The organism is Nocardia nova (assembly GCF_002933465.1).
Taxonomy (GTDB): Bacteria; Actinomycetota; Actinomycetes; order Mycobacteriales; family Mycobacteriaceae; genus Nocardia; species Nocardia nova_B.
In genome coordinates, this window is the sequence record NZ_PSZE01000032.1 from 21,031 (window position 1) to 41,716 (window position 20,686).

At 66.0% G+C, this 20,686-nt stretch carries 11 protein-coding genes; 9 read left to right on the forward strand and 2 right to left on the reverse strand.

Annotated features, from left to right (window positions below; all coding sequences use genetic code 11):
* The first annotated feature begins 5 nt into the window (after positions 1 to 5).
* The 6 genes from argS (at position 6) to C5E41_RS27910 (ending at position 12,285) form a co-directional block, all read left to right on the forward strand.
* Positions 6 to 1,823 carry an arginine--tRNA ligase gene (gene argS, locus C5E41_RS27875; RefSeq protein ID WP_258081308.1) on the forward strand — a complete coding sequence of 606 codons (1,818 nt, stop codon included), beginning with the start codon at positions 6 to 8 and terminating at the stop codon, positions 1,821 to 1,823.
* A 415-nt stretch (positions 1,824 to 2,238) separates the two neighbouring features.
* Positions 2,239 to 4,239 carry an N-6 DNA methylase gene (locus tag C5E41_RS27885; protein ID WP_181063456.1) on the forward strand — a complete coding sequence of 667 codons (2,001 nt, stop codon included), beginning with the start codon at positions 2,239 to 2,241 and terminating at the stop codon, positions 4,237 to 4,239.
* Positions 4,236 to 6,233: a type I restriction-modification system subunit M gene (locus C5E41_RS27890; RefSeq protein WP_104378713.1), complete on the forward strand. Its 1,998-nt coding sequence runs from the start codon at positions 4,236 to 4,238 to the stop codon at positions 6,231 to 6,233. The genes C5E41_RS27885 and C5E41_RS27890 overlap by 4 nt, the downstream gene beginning before the upstream one ends.
* A complete protein-coding gene (locus tag C5E41_RS27900) occupies positions 6,230 to 7,495 on the forward strand; it encodes a hypothetical protein (RefSeq protein ID WP_146097714.1) in 1,266 nt (421 codons plus the stop codon). The genes C5E41_RS27890 and C5E41_RS27900 overlap by 4 nt, the downstream gene beginning before the upstream one ends.
* Positions 7,496 to 7,500: 5 nt before the next feature.
* Entirely contained in the window at positions 7,501 to 10,665 is a 3,165-nt protein-coding gene (locus tag C5E41_RS27905) for a type I restriction endonuclease subunit R (protein WP_104378716.1), read from the forward strand.
* A gap of 42 nt (positions 10,666 to 10,707) precedes the next feature.
* A complete protein-coding gene (locus C5E41_RS27910; RefSeq protein WP_219823270.1) occupies positions 10,708 to 12,285 on the forward strand; it encodes a serine/threonine-protein kinase in 1,578 nt (525 codons plus the stop codon).
* 43 nt (positions 12,286 to 12,328) lie between these two features.
* On the opposite strand, the gene eccE is transcribed toward C5E41_RS27910, so the two are convergent.
* Positions 12,329 to 14,089 carry a type VII secretion protein EccE gene (gene eccE, locus C5E41_RS27915; RefSeq protein ID WP_104378718.1) on the reverse strand — a complete coding sequence of 587 codons (1,761 nt, stop codon included), beginning with the start codon at positions 14,087 to 14,089 and terminating at the stop codon, positions 12,329 to 12,331.
* Positions 14,090 to 14,206: 117 nt separating this feature from the next.
* On the opposite strand from eccE, the gene eccB reads away from it, so the two are divergent.
* A complete protein-coding gene (gene eccB / locus C5E41_RS27920; protein WP_104378719.1) occupies positions 14,207 to 15,715 on the forward strand; it encodes a type VII secretion protein EccB in 1,509 nt (502 codons plus the stop codon).
* Between the two features lie 51 nt (positions 15,716 to 15,766).
* Here eccB and eccA read toward each other — a convergent pair whose 3' ends face one another.
* The gene (gene eccA / locus C5E41_RS27925) at positions 15,767 to 17,584 is read right to left on the reverse strand and encodes a type VII secretion AAA-ATPase EccA (RefSeq protein ID WP_104378720.1); all 1,818 of its coding nucleotides are present in this window, start codon (positions 17,582 to 17,584) and stop codon (positions 15,767 to 15,769) included.
* Between the two features lie 129 nt (positions 17,585 to 17,713).
* Between eccA and eccD the strand changes: the two genes are divergently transcribed.
* Together eccD and mycP are read left to right on the forward strand one after the other, a co-directional pair.
* Positions 17,714 to 19,183: a type VII secretion integral membrane protein EccD gene (gene eccD / locus C5E41_RS27930; RefSeq protein ID WP_104378721.1), complete on the forward strand. Its 1,470-nt coding sequence runs from the start codon at positions 17,714 to 17,716 to the stop codon at positions 19,181 to 19,183.
* A gap of 7 nt (positions 19,184 to 19,190) precedes the next feature.
* Positions 19,191 to 20,684 (forward strand): type VII secretion-associated serine protease mycosin, encoded by a 1,494-nt coding sequence (gene mycP / locus C5E41_RS27935; RefSeq protein ID WP_104378722.1) that lies wholly within the window; start codon positions 19,191 to 19,193, stop codon positions 20,682 to 20,684.
* Positions 20,685 to 20,686 lie beyond the last annotated feature (2 nt).

Here is a 20,686-nt window from a genome sequence, read left to right on the forward strand (position 1 = left end):
GCTCCTTGCCGGCCTGGGATACTGACTCATCCCTACTATTCAGGAGGATTTTTCCCGTGGCCCAAACCGGGGTTCTGCCGTTGATCGACCTTGTCGCTGATGCCGTGTCTCGTGCGGTCAGCGTGGTCCGACCCGATGCGGCAGGCGCAGACCCGGTAGTCCGACGATCCGCACACGCCGATTTCCAATCCAATGTCGCTTTGCCTCTGGCCAAGCGGTTGAAGACCAAGCCGGCCGAACTGGCGAAAGAACTCGCCGAGAACCTGGAAACTGCTGGAGCACCAGTTGTTTCAGTGGAGTCGTCCGGGCCGGGTTTTCTGAATATCGGGGTTTCGGACACGGCGGTGTGGCAGCAGGTCACGGCACGACTGGACGATGAACGCCTCGGAGTGGCGGCGTCGGAGGAAGGTCGTCGGACGGTGATCGATTACTCGGCGCCCAATATCGCTAAGGAGATGCACGTCGGGCATCTGCGGACGACGATCATCGGTGACAGCCTCGCTCGCGTGCTGGAGTTCCTGGGGGCAGAGGTGGTTCGTCAGAATCACTTGGGCGACTGGGGAACCCAGTTCGGGATGCTAATCCAATACTTGGACGAGCACCCGGATGCGCGCTGGCGCCACGAGGACCTCGCTGAGCGGGACGGTTCGTCGGTGTCCGCGTTGGACGCGTTGTACAAGGCGGCGCGTAAGGAGTTCGATGCCGACTCGGCGTTCGCGGACAGGTCGCGGGCGCGCGTGGTGGCGCTGCAGGCCGGTGATCCGGCGACGCTGGCTCGGTGGCGCGAGATCGTCTCGGAATCGGAACAAGCTTTCGCCGATATTTACCGTCGACTCGGGGTGCTGCTGACTGCCGAGGATTCGGTGGGAGAGTCGTTCTACAACTCAATGCTGGTGGACATCATCGACGAGCTGGTCGGCAAGGGAATCGCGGTCGAAAGCAATGGCGCGCTGGTCGTTTTCTCCAAAGAAGTGAACGGTCCCGACGGCCGGCCCGTGCCATTGATGGTGCGCAAAAGTGACGGTGGATACGGTTACGACACAACCGATCTCGCTACGATCCGCTACCGGATCAACGAGTTGGGGGCGCAACGGCTGCTGTACGTGACCGACTCACGGCAGGCCCTGCACTTCCAGCTGATCTTCGAAACCGCCAGACGCGCAGGCTGGCTCACCGACAAAGTCGACGCCGAGCACATCGCCTACGGCACGGTCCTCGGCCCCGACGGCAGGCCGTTCAAGACCCGCACCGGTGGAACCGTGCGATTGATGGACCTACTCGACGACGCTTTCACGAAGGCCCGTGAAGTTGTCGCTGACAAAGACCCCGACCTGGACCCGGCAGAGCTGGACAAGATCGCTGAACAGGCCGGGATCGGTGCGGTGAAGTATGCCGACCTGTCGACTTCGCGGATCAAGGACTACACCTTCGACCTCGACCGCATGATCGCGTTCAACGGAAACACCTCCGTATATCTGCAATACGCGCACACGCGGATCCGTTCGATCCTCCGCAAGGCAGGCGAACCTGCACCGGTTGTCGATGTCGACCTGGTCTTGGAACCGGCCGAACGCGCACTCGCCCTGGAACTCGACGCCTACAGCTCGACCGTCCGCGAGGTCGCCGAAACACTCGAGCCACACCGGTTGTGCGGATATCTGTACGAGCTGGCGCGCGACTTCACCACCTTCTACGACAACTGCCCGGTCCTGAGCGCGGACGAACCTGTCCGCAGAAACCGCCTGGCGTTGTGCCGGCTCACTGCCGCAACGCTCGCTCATGGGCTCGGATTGTTGGGAATTGCTGCTCCTGAACGGATGTAGACAGCGGATCGACGCGAGCGGCTGCTGGAGTGGAGACTCACCCTTTGCCCCATCGGCCGTTGCTTCTGTCAATCCCCTCGAAGTGTGGCGGCTTCTGAAGCAGCCTCGTCTCGTGACAAGGTTGCTGCTGAGGCCGCACGGACGGCGGCCATGTGGGTTTCGTAGTCGATCGGTGACATCCATCCGCACAGGCTGTGCCGGGGCGGGTAGTAGAACCCTCCGATCCAGGTGACGATCCGCAGGGCGGCCTGGGCATGGATGCGGAATGGGTGCCGATGCACGAACTGGCGTCATCCGCTGCCGGTGATCACCGTGAATGTTGTCAAGAAAATTTGGCCCTCTTGATTTTCACACCGCCATGCGCCAGGATCGTGATGTACACGAGAGGGGTCACATGTCGAACCTGGTTCCGCCCGTGACCGCCACGGAAATCTCCAAGCTGGTCGGCGTGACACGTGCGACCGTGAGTAATTGGCGTAAGCGGCACGAGGACTTCCCGAAGCCGGTGGGCGGCACCGAGTTTCGGCCCGTATTCGATTGGAACGCGGTGCGGGCATGGTTGGCCGACCGTGGTCAAGACATCTCTGACGCGCCGATTCTGTCATTGCAGACATTGTTGCGGTCGTCGTTGTCCAGCGACGAAGCGCGAATTCTGCTTGCCGGCCTGAAGCGGTCCGAATCCGGGTGGGTGTCGGCGGAACCGGCAACGGATGCTGTGGCAAACGTCCTGAAAACATTGACGCATGCCGCCGAGGTCGAGGGGCCGCGTTCGGCGCTGCAGGCGTTGGCCGACCACGCGCACGGGGGTGAGCAGAACGTCGGCCTCTACCGGACTCCAGAGCCGGTCGCCACACTCATGGCCGACCTGCTGCAGCCGCTCGGAGCCGGGGTGGCGCGGGTGCTGGACCCTGCGTGCGGTGGTGGTTCGCTGCTCGTTGCCGCCGCGGCGCGCGGAGCCACCGAGCTCTACGGTCAGGATATTTCGGAAACCCAAGCGGCGCTGGCCCGTCTGGTGGTGCGGGCCGAAACCGACATAGAGGCGAACATCGCCACGGGCGACAGTGTGCATGACGATGCGTTCTCCGGCATGGAAGTGGACGTGGTACTGAGCAGTCCGCCCAGCCTTCGGGATTGGGCCGCGGATCGGGTGCATATCGATGATCCGCGGTGGGTGTTCGGCGCACCGGGGCGGATGGATTCGGACCTGGCCTGGGTCCAGCACGCTCTCGCGCACCTTCGTCCCGGTGGACGTGCTGTTCTCCTCCTTCCAGCATCCATCGCGGCGAGGGCCTCCGGCAGGCGCATTCGCAGTTCGCTGCTGCGCGCGGGAGCGATTCGCGCAGTGATCAACCTGCCACCGCGACTGCCGCAGCTCCTGTGGACACGACTGAATCTGCAGATCTGGGTCCTGGAGAAACCGGACCCCGACGCAGCGGTGCCCGACAGCGTGCTGCTGGTCGATACGGCTGCGGGCAAGGCCGCGCAGATCGGTGCCGGCGATGCTGTCGATTGGCCGCCGGTCGCCGAGACGGTGCGGCGCGTGTGGTCGGCCTTCGTCGAGGGGCGTTCAGCGGATGCCGAAGAGCCCAATATGTCGACGGTCGTCAGGGTTGTCGACCTGCTCGATGAGGAGGTCGACCTCACGCCCGGACCGCGGGTGAAGTTGGCGATCGACCCCGGAATCGTTGCCGGCGAGGTCGATACGGCCGTCGCGCGCCTCAGCGCGGCTGTGTCAGAACTGGCGCACGCGTCCGGCGTTGCCGGTCAGGTCGCGCCGGTCTCGGGTATCACATGGCGCACTGCCACCCTTTCCGATCTGGCTTCGGGTGGTGCCGTACGCATCGTGCGTGCTCAGCCACCGAGGTCGACGGCGTCCGACGACGCCGATCTCCGGTTGGCCGTCACCGGGCGCGACATCGCCCTCGGTAGTCCGGCGTCCGGCAGGGTGAAGGTGGAATCCGGCAGCCCAGCGGTCGAAGTCGAGGTCGGTGACGTTCTGGTGCCGACCGTGCGCGCTCTCCGTGGCGAGGCCTTCCGGATCGCGGGCCCCGAAGAGGCGGGGATCGCACTCGGCGCGAACGTCCAGCTCGTGCGCCCGGACCCGCAACGCCTGGACCCGTGGTTCGTCGCCGGATTCATCGGCGGCATCGACGACGTTGCCGCCGGTGGTACGACCGCGATTCACTCCGCCCTGCACCGAACGCGAATACCGTTGCTGCCGTTGGCGCAGCAACAGCGTTATGGCGAAGCGTTCCGCCGCGTGCACCAGCTGCGGGCGGCTTTGGCGCAGGCCGGTGCGGCGGTAGATCAGGTTGCCGAGGTGGTGAACAACGGTCTCGTCGCCGGTGCGCTCGAACCGACCGCGAGCAGCGAGACAAACGAAGACATCAGTCATCCTCGAGGAGGCAGTGAGTGAACACCGGCAAGCACAGCGAGCTGGCCAACCACGCGTGGTCGGTCGCGGACCTGTTGCGCGGCGACTACAAGCAGTCCGACTACGGCAAGGTGATCCTGCCGTTCACCGTGCTGCGCCGCCTGGAGTGTGTGCTGGCGCCCACTCGGGACGCGGTTGTCGCGAAGGCCGAGTCGCTGGCGGGCAAAGACCTCGACGTGCACAAGTTCTTGACCATGGCGGCCGGCGCGGTGTTCTACAACACCAGCGATCTCACTTTGAAGAAGATCGCCGCCGATCCGACCTACGCCTCGAAGAACCTGATCACCTACATCGGCGCCTTCTCCGAGAACGCGCGCGAGGTGCTGGAGAAGTACGAATTCGCCCAGCAGATCCGCAAACTCGACGCGGCGGGTTTGCTGTACCAGGTGGTCGGCAAGTTCGCGGACCTGGACCTGCGCCCGGAGGTGGTGTCCAACCATCAGATGGGTTACGTGTTCGAGGAACTGATCCGGCGCTTCGCCGAACAGTCCAACGAGACCGCGGGTGAACACTTCACCCCGCGCGAAGTCATCGAGCTGATGGTGAACCTGCTGATCGCGCCCGACGCCGAACTGCTCGGTGTGCCCGGTGTGGTCCGCCGCGTACTCGACCCGGCCTGCGGCACCGGCGGCATGCTCAGCTCTGCGGAAGCGCATATCACCGCGTTGAACCCACAGGCGACCGTGGACCTGTACGGGCAGGAACTGAACCCGGAGTCGTGGGCGATCTGCCGGTCCGACCTGATGATCAAGGGTGAGGACTCCGAGAACATCGTGCTCGGTAACTCCCTCGACGACAACGACGGTCACTCGAAGACCAAGTTCGACTACATGCTCGCCAACCCGCCCTTCGGCGTGGAATGGAAGAAGATCAAGGACGATGTCGAGTGGGAGGCCGCCAACCTCGGTGAAGCGGGACGCTACGGCGCCGGACTGCCCCGCATCAACGACGGGTCGCTGCTGTTCCTGCAGCACATGATCTCGAAGATGAAGCCGGTGAACGCCTCCGGCGAGGGCGGCAGCCGGATCGCGATCGTCTTCAATGGTTCCCCGCTGTTCACCGGCGCCGCCGGGTCCGGCGAGTCCGAGATCCGCCGGTGGATCATCGAGAACGACTGGCTGGAAGCTGTTGTCGCCCTGCCGGATCAGCTGTTCTACAACACCGGCATCTCGACCTACTTCTGGATTCTCACCAACCGCAAGAAGCCTGATCATCTGGGTAAGGTGGTCCTGCTGGATGCGCGGGAGTACTGGGTCAAAATGCGAAAGTCCCTGGGCGACAAGCGTAAGCAGCTCAGCGATGAACAGATTCAGGAAATTACACGGCTGTACGGGGAAGCGCTGACGGTTGCCAAGGACCCGACCCACCCGCTGCACGGCAAGGTGAAGGTCTTCGACAACGACGAGTTCGGATACCGCCGCATCACCGTGGAACGGCCGCTGAAGCTGCGGTTTGCGCTCACCAGCGAAGGTCTGGACAAGCTAGCCTCCTCGGCACCGGTCCGCAAGCAGTACGGCGACTCCGACGTGTTCCGGGTCCTCCTCGCGCCGTTGGTCGGTACTTCCTGGGAGACGAAGGCTGACGCCGTATCCGCCATGCGTGATGCCGTTGTTGGTGCTGGTGAAATGTGGCCCAGTGGTGCACCTTTCGCCAAAGCCTTCCGTGAAGCGGTCGGCTCGCGTGATGCGGAGGGCGAGGTTCAATTCGTGAAGGGCGCTCCCGAACCGGATCCTGAGCTGCGCGACTATGAGAACGTTCCGTTGACCGAGGACGTCGATGAATACCTGAGCCGCGAGGTCCTGCCTCACGTTCCGGATGCATGGATCGACCACGCCAAAACCAAAGTGGGGTACGAGGTCCCCTTCACGCGGCACTTCTATGTGTATACGCCGCCCCGGCCGCTGGCGGAGATCGACGCGGAGCTCAAAGCGCTCGAGCTTGAGATCCAAGATCTCCTTGGGGAGGTGACGAAATGACTTCCGGAGCACTTTCTTCAGTCGCTGCACCTGTTGGATGGTCATGGCGGTCGCTCTGGTCAGCGATGACACGCCAGAAGCGGGTCGGCCAGCCCGGCCTCCGGCCGCTCTCGGTGTTCCTCGATGCTGGCGTAGTTCCTCGTGACTCGCGCGGAGACAACCACAACCGGCTCGGTGAGGACCTGGCTAAGTATTTGGTCGTTCAACCTGGAGATGTGGTCTTCAATAAACTGCGTACCTGGCAAGGTGGGATTGGTTCTTCGTCTTATCGGGGTATTGTCAGCCCGGCTTATTATGTGTGTCGGCCTGACTTGGGATACGATTCGAGATACCTGCATTATCTTCTGCGCTCGACGCCCTATCTTGCCGAATTGACAAGAATTTCCAAGTATATGCCTCCATCGCAGTTCGATACGCCGTGGGAAACGTTGCGGCTGCTGCCAATCCTCACGCCTCCATTGGAGGAGCAGCGCCGCATCGCCGACTTCCTCGACGCCGAAACCTCCCGCATCGACCGGCTAGTCGCCCTACAGAGGCAGGTAGTCGAAAGGCTCAATGAGCGAGACGCAGCTGTGAGGGACGTTCTGATTGACCGCATGGCCAACCGGCGCGGCGAACTTCCCTTACGGCGGTTCATACTCAAGATTGAGCAGGGTGTCAGTCCACAATGCGAATCCGCTCCTCGACAGGATTCCTCTGAATGGTCGGTACTAAAGCTGAGTGCTGTAAAGGGCGGTGTCTTTCGTCCCGGCGAAAATAAGTTGCTGCCCGGTGGGACCGCACCCTCCCGGGAATATGAGGTACGCCCGGGGGACCTCCTTGCTACTCGGGCGAACACGCCAGAATTGGTCGGCGATGTTGCGGTCGTATCGTCCGATTGTGCCCGTTTGCTGCTTCCGGACCTCATTTACAGAATCGGCCTGACCGAGGCGATGGATGCTGAATATGTTACTCAAGTGGCGCTCGGCGGCAGAGTACGATCTGTAATCGAGGCGGCGGCACGAGGATCTTCGGGATCCATGGTCAAACTCCGGGGCGAGGACATTAGATCCTGGCCGGTTCCTCCGGCGAGCTTGAGCGAACAGCACGAGCTGGTCCGGGAGATCTCGCTCGAAACAGTGACTACCGGCCGCTTGCGTGCATTGCTGTCTCGCCAGATCGATCTCCTTGCCGAGCGCCGCCAATCGCTCATCACCGCCGCAGTGACCGGCCAATTCGACGTCACCACCGCCTCCGGGCGGAATCTCACCCAGGGGGTATAACGAAAATGTCGGTCCACAGCGAGCAGGTGTTCGGGGCGGCCATCGTTCAGGCGATGGTGGAGAACGGCTGGCGGGAGGGGAATTCGCATGAGTACCGGGCGGAGCTCGGGCTGGATACGGGGGAGTTGCTGACCTTCATCTCGCAGACTCAGCAGACGGAGTGGGATGAGCTGCTCGCCACCTACGGCGACGATCAGGATGAGGCGCAGCGGGGGTTCGCGAAGCGGCTGGGGCAGGAGCTGGTTGCGAAGGGGCTGGTGCGGGTCCTGCGGGAGGGGGTGAAGGATCGGGGGGTTCTGATCCGCGTTGCTTACTTCAAGCCGAACCTCGTCGGCTCGCAGGACGTGCTGGATGCTTATAATGCCAATCGGCTCGCGATAGTTCGCGAACTGCCATACGCCACGAAGCCCGGCGCTTCGCGACCGCGTCTGGATCTCGCGTTGCTGCTCAACGGGATTCCGGTGGCAACAGCGGAGTTGAAGAATCCGCTGACCGGGCAGGGTGTCGAGGAAGCGAAGCGGCAGTATCGCGAGGACCGCGATCCCACTGAGCTGATCTTCAAGCATCGGGTGATCGCCAACTTCGCTGTCGACCCGGATCTGGTGTTCGTCACTACGCAGCTGCGGGCGGCGAAGACGGTGTTCCTCCCGTTCAACACCGGCTCGGAGGGGCCGGGAAATGCCGGCGGCAAAGGGAATCCGCCGGCCACCGCGGAAGGCGAGTACGCGACCTCGTACCTGTGGAAGCAGGTGTGGCAGCCGGATAACTGGCTGGACCTGCTGGAACGGTTCGTGCACACCGCCGAGACGAAGGGTGCGGGCGGCAAGGCGACTCGCTCGACGATCTTCCCACGCTTCCACCAGTGGGACGTGGTCAAGAAGCTCGCCGCGCACGCGGCGACCCACGGATCGGGGCATGACTACCTCATCATGGCCTCGGCAGGCTCCGGCAAGTCGAACACCATCGGCTGGCTCGCGCACCGGCTCAGCGACCTGCACACCGAACGGCTGGAGAACCTCGACCCGGAGGCGCGGGCGGCCGGATTGCCGCCGGGCGTACCGGTTTTCGACAAGGTCATCATCATCACCGACCGGCGCAACCTGGACTCGCAGCTTCGCGACACCGTCGGCGGGTTCGAGCAGGTGTCCGGTCTGGTGAGGAAGATCGACGACAAGGCGGGCTCGAAGTCCGAGCAGTTGGCCCAGGCGTTGAACTCGCAGAGCGGCAAGATCATCACCGTCACGCTGCACACTTTTCCGGCGCTGCTGGATTATCTGCGCCGCGAGCAGGCCGAGCTGGCCGATGGCCGCTACGCCGTCATCATCGATGAAGCGCACTCCTCGCAGTCTGGTGACGCCGCAGCAGCTGTTCGGACCGCATTGCGCGACATGGGACTTGATGCGGATGACGAGGACCAGGGCGCGGTCGAGGTGAGCATCGACGAACGCCTGCGGCGTAAAGCCGAGGCGCGGGCGAAGGCCGCCAACATCTCTTATTTCGCGTTCACCGCGACGCCGAAGGCGAAGACCCTCGAGAACTTCGGTACCGCCGACGGCGCCGAATACCGTCCGTTCCATACGTATTCGATGCGGCAGGCGATCGAGGAAGGGTTCATCCTCGACCCGCTGCGCAACTACGTCACCTACAAGGCCTACTACCGCCTGGTGAACCAGAATCCCGACGACGTCGAAGTGCCCGAGGCCAAAGCCTCGAACTTGCTCGCACGGTTCGCGTTCATGCACCCGTACGCGGTGCAGCAGCACGCGCAGGTGATCGTCGAGCACTTCATCGCGCACACCCGCGGGCGGCTCGGTGGCCGGGCGAAGTCGATGGTGGTGACTGCTTCCCGGCAGAGCGCGGTCGCGATGGCGCGGGCGATCAAGGAGTACCTGAAGGACCGGGAGTACGACATCAAATACCCGGATGTCGGTGTGCTGGTGGCGTTCTCCGGCAGCCTCGAGGTCGATGGCGTGGAGGTCACCGAGCCGTCGGAGAACGGTGGGCTCGCCGAATCCGCACTTCCCAAGGCGTTCCGGTACACGCGGGCCGACGACCGGGCCACCCAGGTGGGTGGCATGGGGCAGAAGGAATACCGGATCCTGGTGGTCGCCGAGAAGTATCAGACCGGGTTCGACGAGCCGCTGCTCACCACCATGTACGTGAACAAGACGCTGACCGGAATCGCCGCCGTGCAGACACTGTCGCGACTCAACCGCACCCGCGAAGGCAAATCGCAGCAAGATCTGGTGGTGCTCGACTTCGTCAACGAAGCCGAGAAGATCCAGGAAGCGTTCGCGCCCTACTACGAAGACGCGTTCACCCTGCCGACCGACCCGAACCTGCTGTACGTCGCACGCGACCTGGTGACGGCCGCGCCGATCCTGATCACGCAGGAGATGAGGGATTTCGCCGCCGCCTATCTCGTCGCCGAGCAGAAGGCGGCCGGATCGGCCGCGAAGTGGGCCAAGTTGCATGCCGAGCTGTATCGGCATTTGGCACCGGCGGTCGACCGGTTCGCTGTGTTTCTCAACAGTGAGGAGGAAGACGATGTCGCGCTCGCCGAATCGTTCCGCGCCAACCTCAACGACTACGTCCGCAAGTACGGGTTCCTCGCGCAAATCGTGCCCTATCAGGACCCCGATCTTGAGCTGCTGCACCTATACGGGCGTCACCTGCTGAATCGGTTGCCGCGACGTGCTGATGGGGGCATCGACATCGGCGAGATCGACTTGAGCCACCTCCGGCTCGAGCAGACCGGGGAACACGACCTCGGGCTGGCTCCGGAAGGCTCACAGGAATTACGGGGGTTCGGTGACGGTACCGGGCCGGCCAAGGAGCCCGAGAAGTCCCTGTTGTCCGCGCTGGTCGAGCGGTTCAACGAGCGGTTCGGTACCGAGTTCTCCGAGGAACACCTCGCTGTGCCATTCAACGCCGCCATGGATGAACCGCAGGTGGAGCAGGCGCGCCTGGCGAACAAGAATGTCGACGACTTCGGCGTCGTCTTCGACAAGGTGTTCGCCGAGAAGATGGTCGAACACTTCGATACTCTCAACGACCTGGGTGAGCGGTACTTCGCCCGGGACAACGAGTTCAAGAAGGACCTGGATCGGCAGGCGCGGACAGCGGCGTTTCGGCTGCTCGGGCGGCGGCACGGACTGCCCGAGATGTAGCGGACGGTGGAAGGGCTGTCGCGGGATGGCAGGGGGTAGACGGTGCCGGCGCGTCGCATCGGTATGCGGTACGACCTGATCGAGGAAATCGGGTTCGGTGGGATGGGATCGGTCTGGCGCGGGTACGACACCGTGCTCGACCGTGAGATCGCGGTGAAGATGATCCGGTTCACCCAGATTCACTCGCAGACCGATGCCGCCGAGTTCGCCGAGCGGTTTCGTCGGGAAGCCCGGATCACCGCGCAGATCCGGCACCACGGCGTGCCCCAGGTGTACGACGCGGTCCTCCATGCGGACTTGAGCGAGGTGTACCTCGTGATGGAACTCGTCGAGGGCGCCCACACATTGCGGCACTATCTCGACCCCGATGTCCCGCTGCCGGTCGAATGGGCCGTCGCGGTGACCGCGCAGATCGCCACCGCGCTCTCCTACGCGCATGCGCTGCCAGTGGTCCACCGCGATCTCAAACCCGACAATATCCTCGTCACGCCCGGCGGCACCGTGAAGATCATCGACTTTGGCATCGCGGCGCTCCTCACGGCCGGCGTGCCGAAGCTGACCATGACGGGCGCGATTCTCGGCTCGGTGGCGTATATGTCGCCCGAGCAGGCCATCGGCGCCAAGGCAACACCACGTACCGACCTGTATGCGCTCGGCTGCATTCTCTACGAAATGTTGTGCGGCGCGCCCGTATTCGACGGCACGGCGCCGATGGTGCTGCACCACCACGCTGTCACCCCGCCCGCTGCGCCCCGCGAACTGCGCGGCGAGATCCCTGCCGAATTGGACCGGCTGGTCTTGGACCTGCTCGCCAAGGAGCCCGAACAGCGACCGGCTGCCGCAGCGGACGTGTACGAGCGACTGCTTCCGTTGCTGCCCCGAACGGAGTCGACTGTCGGACCGAGCGATGGGTATCTGCCGGGCGTGCCCGACCCGACGGCGATTTTTCGCCGACCCAACGCACCTCTGCGCCCGGAACAGGTAGCGCCCACTATCCGGTTCCAGGGCGCGCTGCCCGCCACCACGCCGATCAGCGATGAGGTGCTCGAGCAGCGGCTGCGACAACAGTTGGACGAGTACCGCGACCTGCTCGCCGCGGACCGTCCACTGCAGGCGGCGGATGTCCTCAGCAGCATCCTCGAGCCGGCGGGGCGCGCCTTCGGCACCGAGAGCCCGCGGGTACTGGAACTACGGTTCGACATAGCGCTCGCTCGCTTCCTCGGCGGCGAATACCGCAAGGCGAGAACGGAATTCGATGTTCTTGCGGCGGCCTCGGCCCGGGTGAAGGGGTTCGCCGACGACCTGACGATCCAATGCCGCAAGTTCGCCGCGGACTGCCGCATCGAGCTCGGCGAACTCACCGAAGCCTTGTCCGGAATGCGTGCGGTGCTGGACGATGTGCGCGCCGCGCAGAGTGACTGTAGCGAAATGGCGTTCGAGTTGCGATTGGCTCTCGGACGGTTGCTGGCGCTCATCGGTCATCGCACGGAGGCCCGCACCACATTCAGCGAGCTGCATGAGGATCTCGTGTGGTTGCGCGGAATCGACGACCCGCTGACCCAGGAAACCGCGGCCGCGCTGGAGCGGTTCGATGCGGACGACGGACTCTCAGCGGGATAGGTGCCGAGCAATCCGCAAGGCGCCCCCGCAGCCGCGGTTGCGTTCAGGCCGGGACCGCAGGATTCGCCCCCACATACCGCAGTTCCTCCGGCGTGGCGACCATGTACACGCTGGTCTCCCCGCTCTCGGTGCGCACGGTGACCATATTCGCGGTCACGGGGTCCTCGATCAGGGTGACATCGGGCTCAAATCCGTCCGCTACCGGCCCGTGCTGGCGCAGCACCATCACGGTGGCGTCGGAGTGGTGCCCGCTCGGCGCGATGCCGTCGAACACCACCATGGTCGCGAACCGATACGAACTGGCCTGCTGGGAACCGGCCGACCAGGTAGCGAGCGTGAGCGCCTGCGGCATATCGACATAACCGACCATCGGCCGCCACTCGTCGTGCCGATTGGTATGCACCACCACACTGGCGCCCAACGCGATCGCGCGCAGGATGACCTGTTTGGCGACCAGCGGGGAGCCGATGACCTCGACCCTGCGCACGTGCCGGCTCACCAGCGGCAGCGCCACGCCTTGTCCCGAGTTGTCGGCGCCGATGAGCTGTCCGCAGCCGGCGATCGGCATCGGCACCCGATCCAGCGCGTCCGGCGGTCCGAGGTAGCTGTCCAGCGGCAGCGCCGGCACTCCGGTGCCGAGCGGCAGGCTGAAAAGCAAGGCGCGCCGCTGCTTTCCGGGCAGTGGAATCAGTCCGGCCGAGCGCACCCGGCACGGCGCGTCGCGGGTCGCGAAGCGTGCGGTCGCCGTCACGGCGATGGACGTGTCGGTGATCGCGCCCGTGGTGGGACCGGAATCCACCCGCTGTAGCCGCACGGTGATCGTGGAGGTTACCGTCGGCGTCGACCACACCTCGGCGATGCCGCGAGAACCCAGGGCCTCGGGGGTCATCCGGTAGGTGGTGTGGTGAAAACCGTTGTGGATCAGGCTGTCCGTCGTCTCCTCGAATTCCTCCGGCGCCGCGCCGAGGGTCAGCTGGGCGACCGCCTGATTCATCTCGGTCGCCGAGAGCGCGACCGCCGACAGACCGTGCGCGGCGAGTCGATTGGCCACCCGCCGCGTGGCCACCACCGCCGAGCGCAAGGTCCCCTCCGCCCCGCCGCCGCGCCGATCGACGGCGGCGGCGTTGGCCAGCGGATCCAGCCGCAGGACGACCCAGACCGTCCGATGCGCCACGGCCGGCAGCGGCCCGAGGATGCTCTCGTAGGTGCGTGCCACCGCACCGGTGCCGGCACTGCGTGATCCGGTACTGATCACATCGATGGCGGCCAGCCGGATGTCGAACTGATCGAGACAGCGCGCGATCTCGGCCAGCGGCAGCATATCGTCGCCGAGCAGCCCGCTGGGGCTGAGCCGGGTGACCGTTCGCGGCTGTGCGTCGATCCGCAACATGGTGATGAGCCGGTCACCGTCCCAGCGCATTCCGTAACTTCCGCCTTCGGTCAGTGGAACATTGAACGGCGAATGTTGAACGGCGGTGGAACGATTACGAAACAATTGCCAACGAAAGGTAATTCCGCGTGCCAGAGATTGTGCGAGAGAAGTGCCGCGAATCGGCGCCAGCGCGACGATCACCAACACCGCGGCGACACCGACCGGAACCCACCAGAGCGGCGTGAAAACCCTTGCCGCGAAGGCGCCAACAGCCGCCGTGACCAGCACCGGGAGCACCAGACGCAGGGGCAGCAGGTGGAAGAGCCAGAATTCCGTCGAGCGCAATTGCGGTGTGTTCGAGCGCGATTCGGAAGCGTCGGATGAATCGTCTTCAGGCGGTGTGACTTTTTCTCCGCGCGCGGTGGAGTTCATGCGCACATAATGGACCGAACTCGTTCGGCTTCGCTAGTCTGTCGAGGCGCGGCCGGATGCGGTTCGCGCCCTCGAATCGGGTCATCGGAATCAGCTAGTGGGTATCGGGAGGCGGTTGTGCCGGCGCAGTTGACGACCCGTGCCCAAGTCAACGGCTACCGGTTCCTGCTCAAGCGCTACGAGCACGCGCTCGTCCGGCGCGACGTGCGGATGCTGCACGATCCCATGCGCACCCAGTTCCGCTCGCTCGTGATCGGCGCCGTACTGGGACTGCTGGGCGTGGCGGGTGCGGCGATCCTCGCCTTCCTGCACCCGCAGGGCTCCGTGGGTGACTCGAAGATCGTGATGGGCAAGGATTCCGGTGCGCTCTACGTCCTCGTGGACGGAACGTTGCATCCGGTGCTCAACCTGGCCTCGGCGCGTCTCATCACCGGCACCGACGCCTCGCCGGCCTCGGTCAAGGACAGCAAACTGACCCAGCCGCGCGGTCCGCTGCTGGGCATTCCGGGCGCGCCCGGCGCCCTGCCCGGATCAGGGGAACCCCGGCGGTCCACCTGGACGATGTGCGACAACCTGCTGCCCTCCGCGACGGGTGGTGCGGTCGCGACGGGCCCGCTCACCACGGTGATCGCCGGGCCGCTGGACACTCCGGCCGGTGGCACCCGCGCGGTGCCGGCGCGCGCGGATCAGGCGCTGCTGGCCACCCACGGCGGTAAGACCTTCCTCGTCTACGACGGTAAGCGCGCCGAGATCGATCCCGGTGATTCCGTTCTGATCCGCTCCCTCGGATTGCGCGATCAGCGTCCGCGCCCGATCGGCGGTGCGTTGCTCGATGCCACCGAACCCGTTCCGCCGCTGACGGTTCCGGAGATCGACCGGCACGGCGCGCCCGGTCCGGGCAAGCTGTCGGATGTGCCGGTCGGTGGTGTGATCCGAGTACACGGCGTGGACGCCGACGAGTTGTACGTGGTCCTCGCCGACGGCGTGCAGCGGGTCACGCCGTTTGCCGCCGGCTTGATCCGCGACGCGAATTCCCAAGGGATGAACGAGATCTCGACCGTGCCGCCGGACCGCATCGTCGGTATTCCGGTTCTGCACCGGCTGCCGATCGACGATTTCCCGCAGCAGATTCCGTCCGTGCTCGCGCCCGACGCCGATCCGGTTGCCTGCCTGTCGTGGACCCGCGCCGCCGACGATGCGCGCGCCACCGTGACCCTGCTCGCGGGCCGCGCATTGCCCCTGCCCGCGGATGCGGAGCCCGTCGTTCCGGCGACCGCCGACGGCGCCGGCGATCGGATCGACGGCGTCTATCTGCGCCCGGGCACGGGGGAGTTCGTGCGGTCGGTCGGCGCGGAGCCGGGCGCGGTGAGCAACGGCCCGCTGTTCTATGTGGGCGACAACGGGATTCGATACGGCATCCCGGATGCCGACACCGCCAAGGTCCTCGGGATGCCGAAGACTCCGAAGCCGGCGCCGAAGCCGATCGTGGAGGCCTTGTCGGCGGGCCCGGCGCTGACCCGGCAGGACGCGTTGACGAGTCACGACAGCCTGCCGCAGTGTCCGGACGCGGGTCCGAGCGCGACAGCGTGCGCCCGGCCGATCCCGCCGCCCGGTAAGATCAACTGATCGGCACCGGCCGCCCGACGGGGCGACCGGTACGCCGGCCGCGGGTGCGGCTCAGCGCAACCCGCCGAGCACACCTTCCAGCGCCTTGGCCATATCGGCGCCTTCGATCCGCATGAGCACCGTCTCGTCCACCGCCGACAAGTCGATGGATTCGTCTGTGGCCAAACGGAATTCGCGCTCCTCCTCGGCGGCCTCGATCACGTTGCGGATGAAGCGGCCGTTACCGGCGAGGTCCACCGCCCGCCGCTGCTCACCGCTCTGGTCCACCACCTGGCGCTCGTAGAGCTCCCGGCACGCGGCCTGGAGCAGCTCCAGCGCATCCTCGGCGACCTCCGAATCCCGTTTGCTCGCAATGAACTGACCGATCCGGCCGAGTTCCTCGGGGGTGTAGGACTCGAACTTCACGCGCTTGGCGAAGCGGGACGCCAGACCGTCGTTGGAGGCCAGGAATCGATCGATCTCGCCGTCGTAGCCGGCGATGATGACGATCAGCCGATCGCGGTCGTTCTCCATCCGGGCCAGCAGGGTGTCCACCGCCTCGCGGCCGAACGCGTCACCGCCGGACAGGCCGGTCTGAATGAGTGTGTACGCCTCGTCGACGAACAGCACTCCGTCCATCGCGGAATCGATCAATTTATTTGTTTTTATCGCGGTGCTTCCCAAATGTTCACCGACGAAATCCGAACGCTTTACCTCTACCAGTCGATCGGTTTTCAACAAACCCAACCCACAGTAAATTTTTGCCACCACTCGGGCAATCGTCGTCTTACCGGTTCCTGGCGGTCCGGTGAACGCAAGGTGTTGTCCGCGTGGCGCGCTGGACATACCCTTCTCGGCTCGAATTTTCGCCAATTGCGCGGTGGCCTGGAGTTTCGCGACCTGAGTTTTCACCGCGGCCAGGCCGATCTGCTCATCCAGCTCGGCGCGGGCGACCTCGAGCAGGCGCTTGGCCCGATCGCCGCGTTCCTCGGACTCGACCTGCTCGGCGGTGGGCGCCGAGGCCGGATCCCAGCGGTCGGTGCGCGCGTCGATCAATTCTTTCGAGGTCACCGTGAGGCGGTACTTGCGGTCGCGCATGGCCTGGGTGTTCGCGGCGAAATCCGGCGCCTCTGAGAACACCTTCTCGAACAGGGCCTGCGCCTCGTCCTCACGGCCCATCTCGCGCAGGCACAGCCCGCGGCAGAACCGGGCGGTGGTGGCCGCGGCCGGAATCGGGCCGCTCTCGGCGGCCTCCATCCGGCGGATCGCCTCGCCGAACAGGCCGAGCTGCGCACAGGCCGTGCCGACCATCACGTGCGCGCCCGCGGCCAGGTAGGAATCCTGCCAGTCCGCCGAACCGGCCAGCACCGTCATCACATCCGGCCAGCGCTGCGTCGTGTAGTGCAGCAGGCCGCGGACGTACTGGCAGATCCGGTCGTCGAGGTCCTGATCGGGCTGCGACAGCAGGCCCGCGCGATGCCGGGCCAGCTCGTCGAGCACCTGCTCGGCCTCGTCGTAGTCGCCGGCCGAAATCAGCTGGGTCGCCTGCGCGAGCCAGATCTCGGTGTATCCGGCCAGCGGATAGTCGATGTACTGGCCCACCACGAACCGGCCCGCCAGCTGCCGCGGCGCCAGACCGAGCCGGCGCTGCTCGCGGTAGAGGGTCGAGCCGCTGGTCTTGTAGAGGTTGAACACCACCTCGGGGGTGATCTCCCCGGCCGCGGCGCGGCCCAGCCAGGCGTCACACATGCCCGGATCCCATTCGGTGGCGCGCTGGAATGCGAGCTTCGCATATTCGAGATCGGGCGTGGATTCCTGGCCGTCGATAGCGATGCCCAATGACAATACGCCGGCATCGAAGGCGCGTTGTGCTTGGCGGTTGCCGGTCATACGGACAGTCCCCTAAACGCGTGAATGTGCTAATTCTCGCTCAGCATACCGGCTGCCGTGACAGCCGATCTCGGTTAAGTTTGGAACGTCGCAATACAGCGACGAAAATCGTAGGGAGTTCTGTAATCCGTGACCGAGTCGTCGAGCAGCGGCGTGGGGGCCGTTGACCCGGAATTGTGCCGAGTGTCGGTGATCGGCGGAAATACTCAACTCGATGTGGGCCTGCCCGCGACCGTGCCGGTCGCGGCGTACATCACCGACCTGGTCGAGCTGATCGATTCCCGCAATCCCGACCTGACCGAACACGACGAGGGCGCGCCCGTGCGCGCACAGCACTGGACGCTGGCGCGGATCGGCCGCGATCCCATTCCGCCGCACCAATCGCTCACCGACGCAGAGGTTTTCGACGGCGAGTTGCTGGTGTTGCGCTCGGTGACCGCCAAGGAGGCGCCCGCGCTCTTCGACGATGTGATCGACGCGGTCTCGCGGCTCACCGCCGAATCGGGCAACGCCTGGTCACCGTCGGCGGCGCGGCGAATGGGATTGGGCGCCGGGCTGATCGCGGTACTCGTCGCGGTGGCGGTCCTGGTGTCCGGTAAGGGCACCGGCATCTGGAACGGATTCATCGCGCTCGGCGCTGGTGTGCTCGCCGCCGGCGCCGCGGTGATCGTCGCGCGCCGCTATCGGGCGGAGCGCGCGACCGCGAACGTGTTGTCGCTGTTCGCGATTGCGCTGCTGGGCGCGAGCGCGGGCCTGCTCACACCGGGCCGGGTGGGGTCACCGCACGTCCTGTTCTCGGCGGTGGCGGCACTGGTGGTGGCGCTGGCGCTGTATTCGATGACCCGCGCCGGATCGCTCGTGGTGGCCGCGGTGGTCACCAGCGCCGCGGTGCTCGCGGTCGCCGCGGCCGTACGGATGGTGTGGGACTTCGACATCGCGAAGATCGCCGTCGGCGTGCTGATCGCCGGGCTGGTGCTGATCACAATGGCTCCCCGGGCGGCCGTCGCCGCGGCGCGCCTGCCGGTACCCCCGGTGCCGACCGCCGGTGGAGCCATCGACCCCACCGATCACGAGCCGCGCCCGACCATCGCCGATATCGGCGTCATCGGCGCGACCGCGCTGCCCTCGGCGGCCGGGCTGGAACGCCGAGCCCACGCGGCCAATCAGTACCAGTCCGGAGTCATCGTGGGCGCCACGCTCGCAGCGGGTTTCGGCGCCGTCCTGGGTGCCGACCCGCTGGGCGGGGCGCGCTGGCAGGGGTTGGTGCTGGCGGCGATCACCGCGGTGGTGCTGTGCCTGCGTGGCCGGGCGTACGCGGATCTCACCCAAGCGTCGACGATGATCGCGGGCGGCACCGCGCTGGCGCTCGCCGTCACCAGCGGAGCCGCTGTGGCCCACGAGGATTGGCGCGCCGTCGGTGCGGGCCTGTTGCTGATCGTCGCCGCGGCGGTGGTCGCCTTCGGTGTGCTCGGGCCTCGCGCGGACGTGTCGCCGGTGGTGCGGCGGGCGATCGAGATCGTCGAGTACCTGCTGATCATCGCCATCGTGCCGCTGTCGCTGTGGCTGATGGATGTCTATTCGGCCGCCCGGAACATCTGATCGGGCGATGGCTGTGCTGCGCTACGGAAGGGATTGTCCGGTAGCGGGTTTCGCGCGCGGAGCGGCTCGCCGGTTGCGCGTGGCCGCTGCCGCGGCGGTACTCGGCGCGTCGCTGCTCGGCGGCGGTCCCGCGACCGCGGTCGCCCCGCCGGCGATCGACGAGGGCGCCCTCGGGCAGGCGCTGGCCGTCAACGCGAAGAACGGTCCGCCGGACCAGACCGAGAAGCGCGCGGTCTGCGCCGAACCGTATCTGACCGGAGCGATTCCGCGGGATCCACCCTTGCCCCAGCGGATTCTCGATCTGGACCGGGCCTGGAAGTTCAGTCGCGGCGCCGGGCAGAAGGTCGCCGTGATCGACACCGGGGTGAACCGCCATCCGCGCCTGCCGGACCTGCAGCCCGGCGGCGACTTCGTAACCGCCGGCGACGGCACCGAGGACTGCGACGGCCACGGCACCCTGGTCGCCGGATTGATCGCCGCGCGCCCCAGCCCTGCCGACGCCTTCTCCGGGGTCGCCCCGGAGGCGCAGATCCTGGCTATCCGGCAGCTGAGCCTGCAGTACGAGGCGAAGAACCGCAACAACGACGCGACCGGCAAGGTCGCCGCCGGCGGATACGGTGACGTGCTGACGATGGCGGCCGCCGTGGTGCGCGCGGTCGACATGGGCGCCACCGTGATCAACATCTCCGAAGTGTCCTGCAGCCCAGCCGGTTCCGAAACCGCCGACGGCGCATTGGGCGCGGCGGTGAAGTACGCCGCCGATCACAATGTCGTGGTGGTCGCCGCGGCGGGAAATCTCGACCAGTCCGCCTGCTCGGCCCAGAACGACACCAGCGGCTGGAACGGGGTGCGCACCGTCATCAGCCCGGCGTGGTTCTCCTCGTACGTGCTCTCGGTCGCCTCGACCGATCCGGACGGTGCGACTTCGCCGTTCTCGATCCACGGCCCATGGGTGGGCGTCGCCGCGCCCGGCCGGTCGATCATCTCCCTCGACAGCAAGCCGGGCGGAACCGGCCTGGTCGACACCGAACACGGTGACGAGGGACCGCTGACCATCGACGGGACCAGCTTCTCGGCGGCCTTCGTTTCAGGTCTGGCGGCGTTGGTACGCAGCAGATTTCCGGAGCTGAGCGCGGCGCAGGTGATCGATCGGATCGAGCGGACCGCGCACAACCCCGGTGCCGACCGCGACGATCGGGTCGGATTCGGCCTCGTCGATCCGCTGGCGGCGCTCACCACGCAGCTGCCGCCGCCACCGGGGAAGGCCGCGCAGGTGCCACGGGCGATCGCGCCGCCCGCCCCGGATCCGGGCCCCGATCCGCTGCCGCGCCGGGTGGCGATCATCGGCTCCGGTGCGTTGCTGGCCCTGCTGGCCGTCGGCTGGGCCGCCGCCCTTCCCTACCGGCGCAGGCGACCCGAACCGGTCGCCGACGATCCGGCCGCCGGATACCTTTCCGCCACCCCGGCTCCCCCCGGGACCGACTCGCCTCGAGGAGAGTAGGC

What these genes read in the sequence shown, in the direction of transcription:
- eccA (WP_104378720.1), bottom strand. Translation starts at nt 17,584, where the DNA reads ATGACCGGCAACCGCCAAGCACAACGCGCCTTCGATGCCGGCGTATTG.
- C5E41_RS27905 (WP_104378716.1), top strand. Translation starts at nt 7,501, where the DNA reads ATGTCGGTCCACAGCGAGCAGGTGTTCGGGGCGGCCATCGTTCAGGCG.
- eccE (WP_104378718.1), bottom strand. Translation starts at nt 14,089, where the DNA reads ATGAACTCCACCGCGCGCGGAGAAAAAGTCACACCGCCTGAAGACGAT.
- C5E41_RS27900 (WP_146097714.1), top strand. Translation starts at nt 6,230, where the DNA reads ATGACTTCCGGAGCACTTTCTTCAGTCGCTGCACCTGTTGGATGGTCA.
- mycP (WP_104378722.1), top strand. Translation starts at nt 19,191, where the DNA reads ATGGCTGTGCTGCGCTACGGAAGGGATTGTCCGGTAGCGGGTTTCGCG.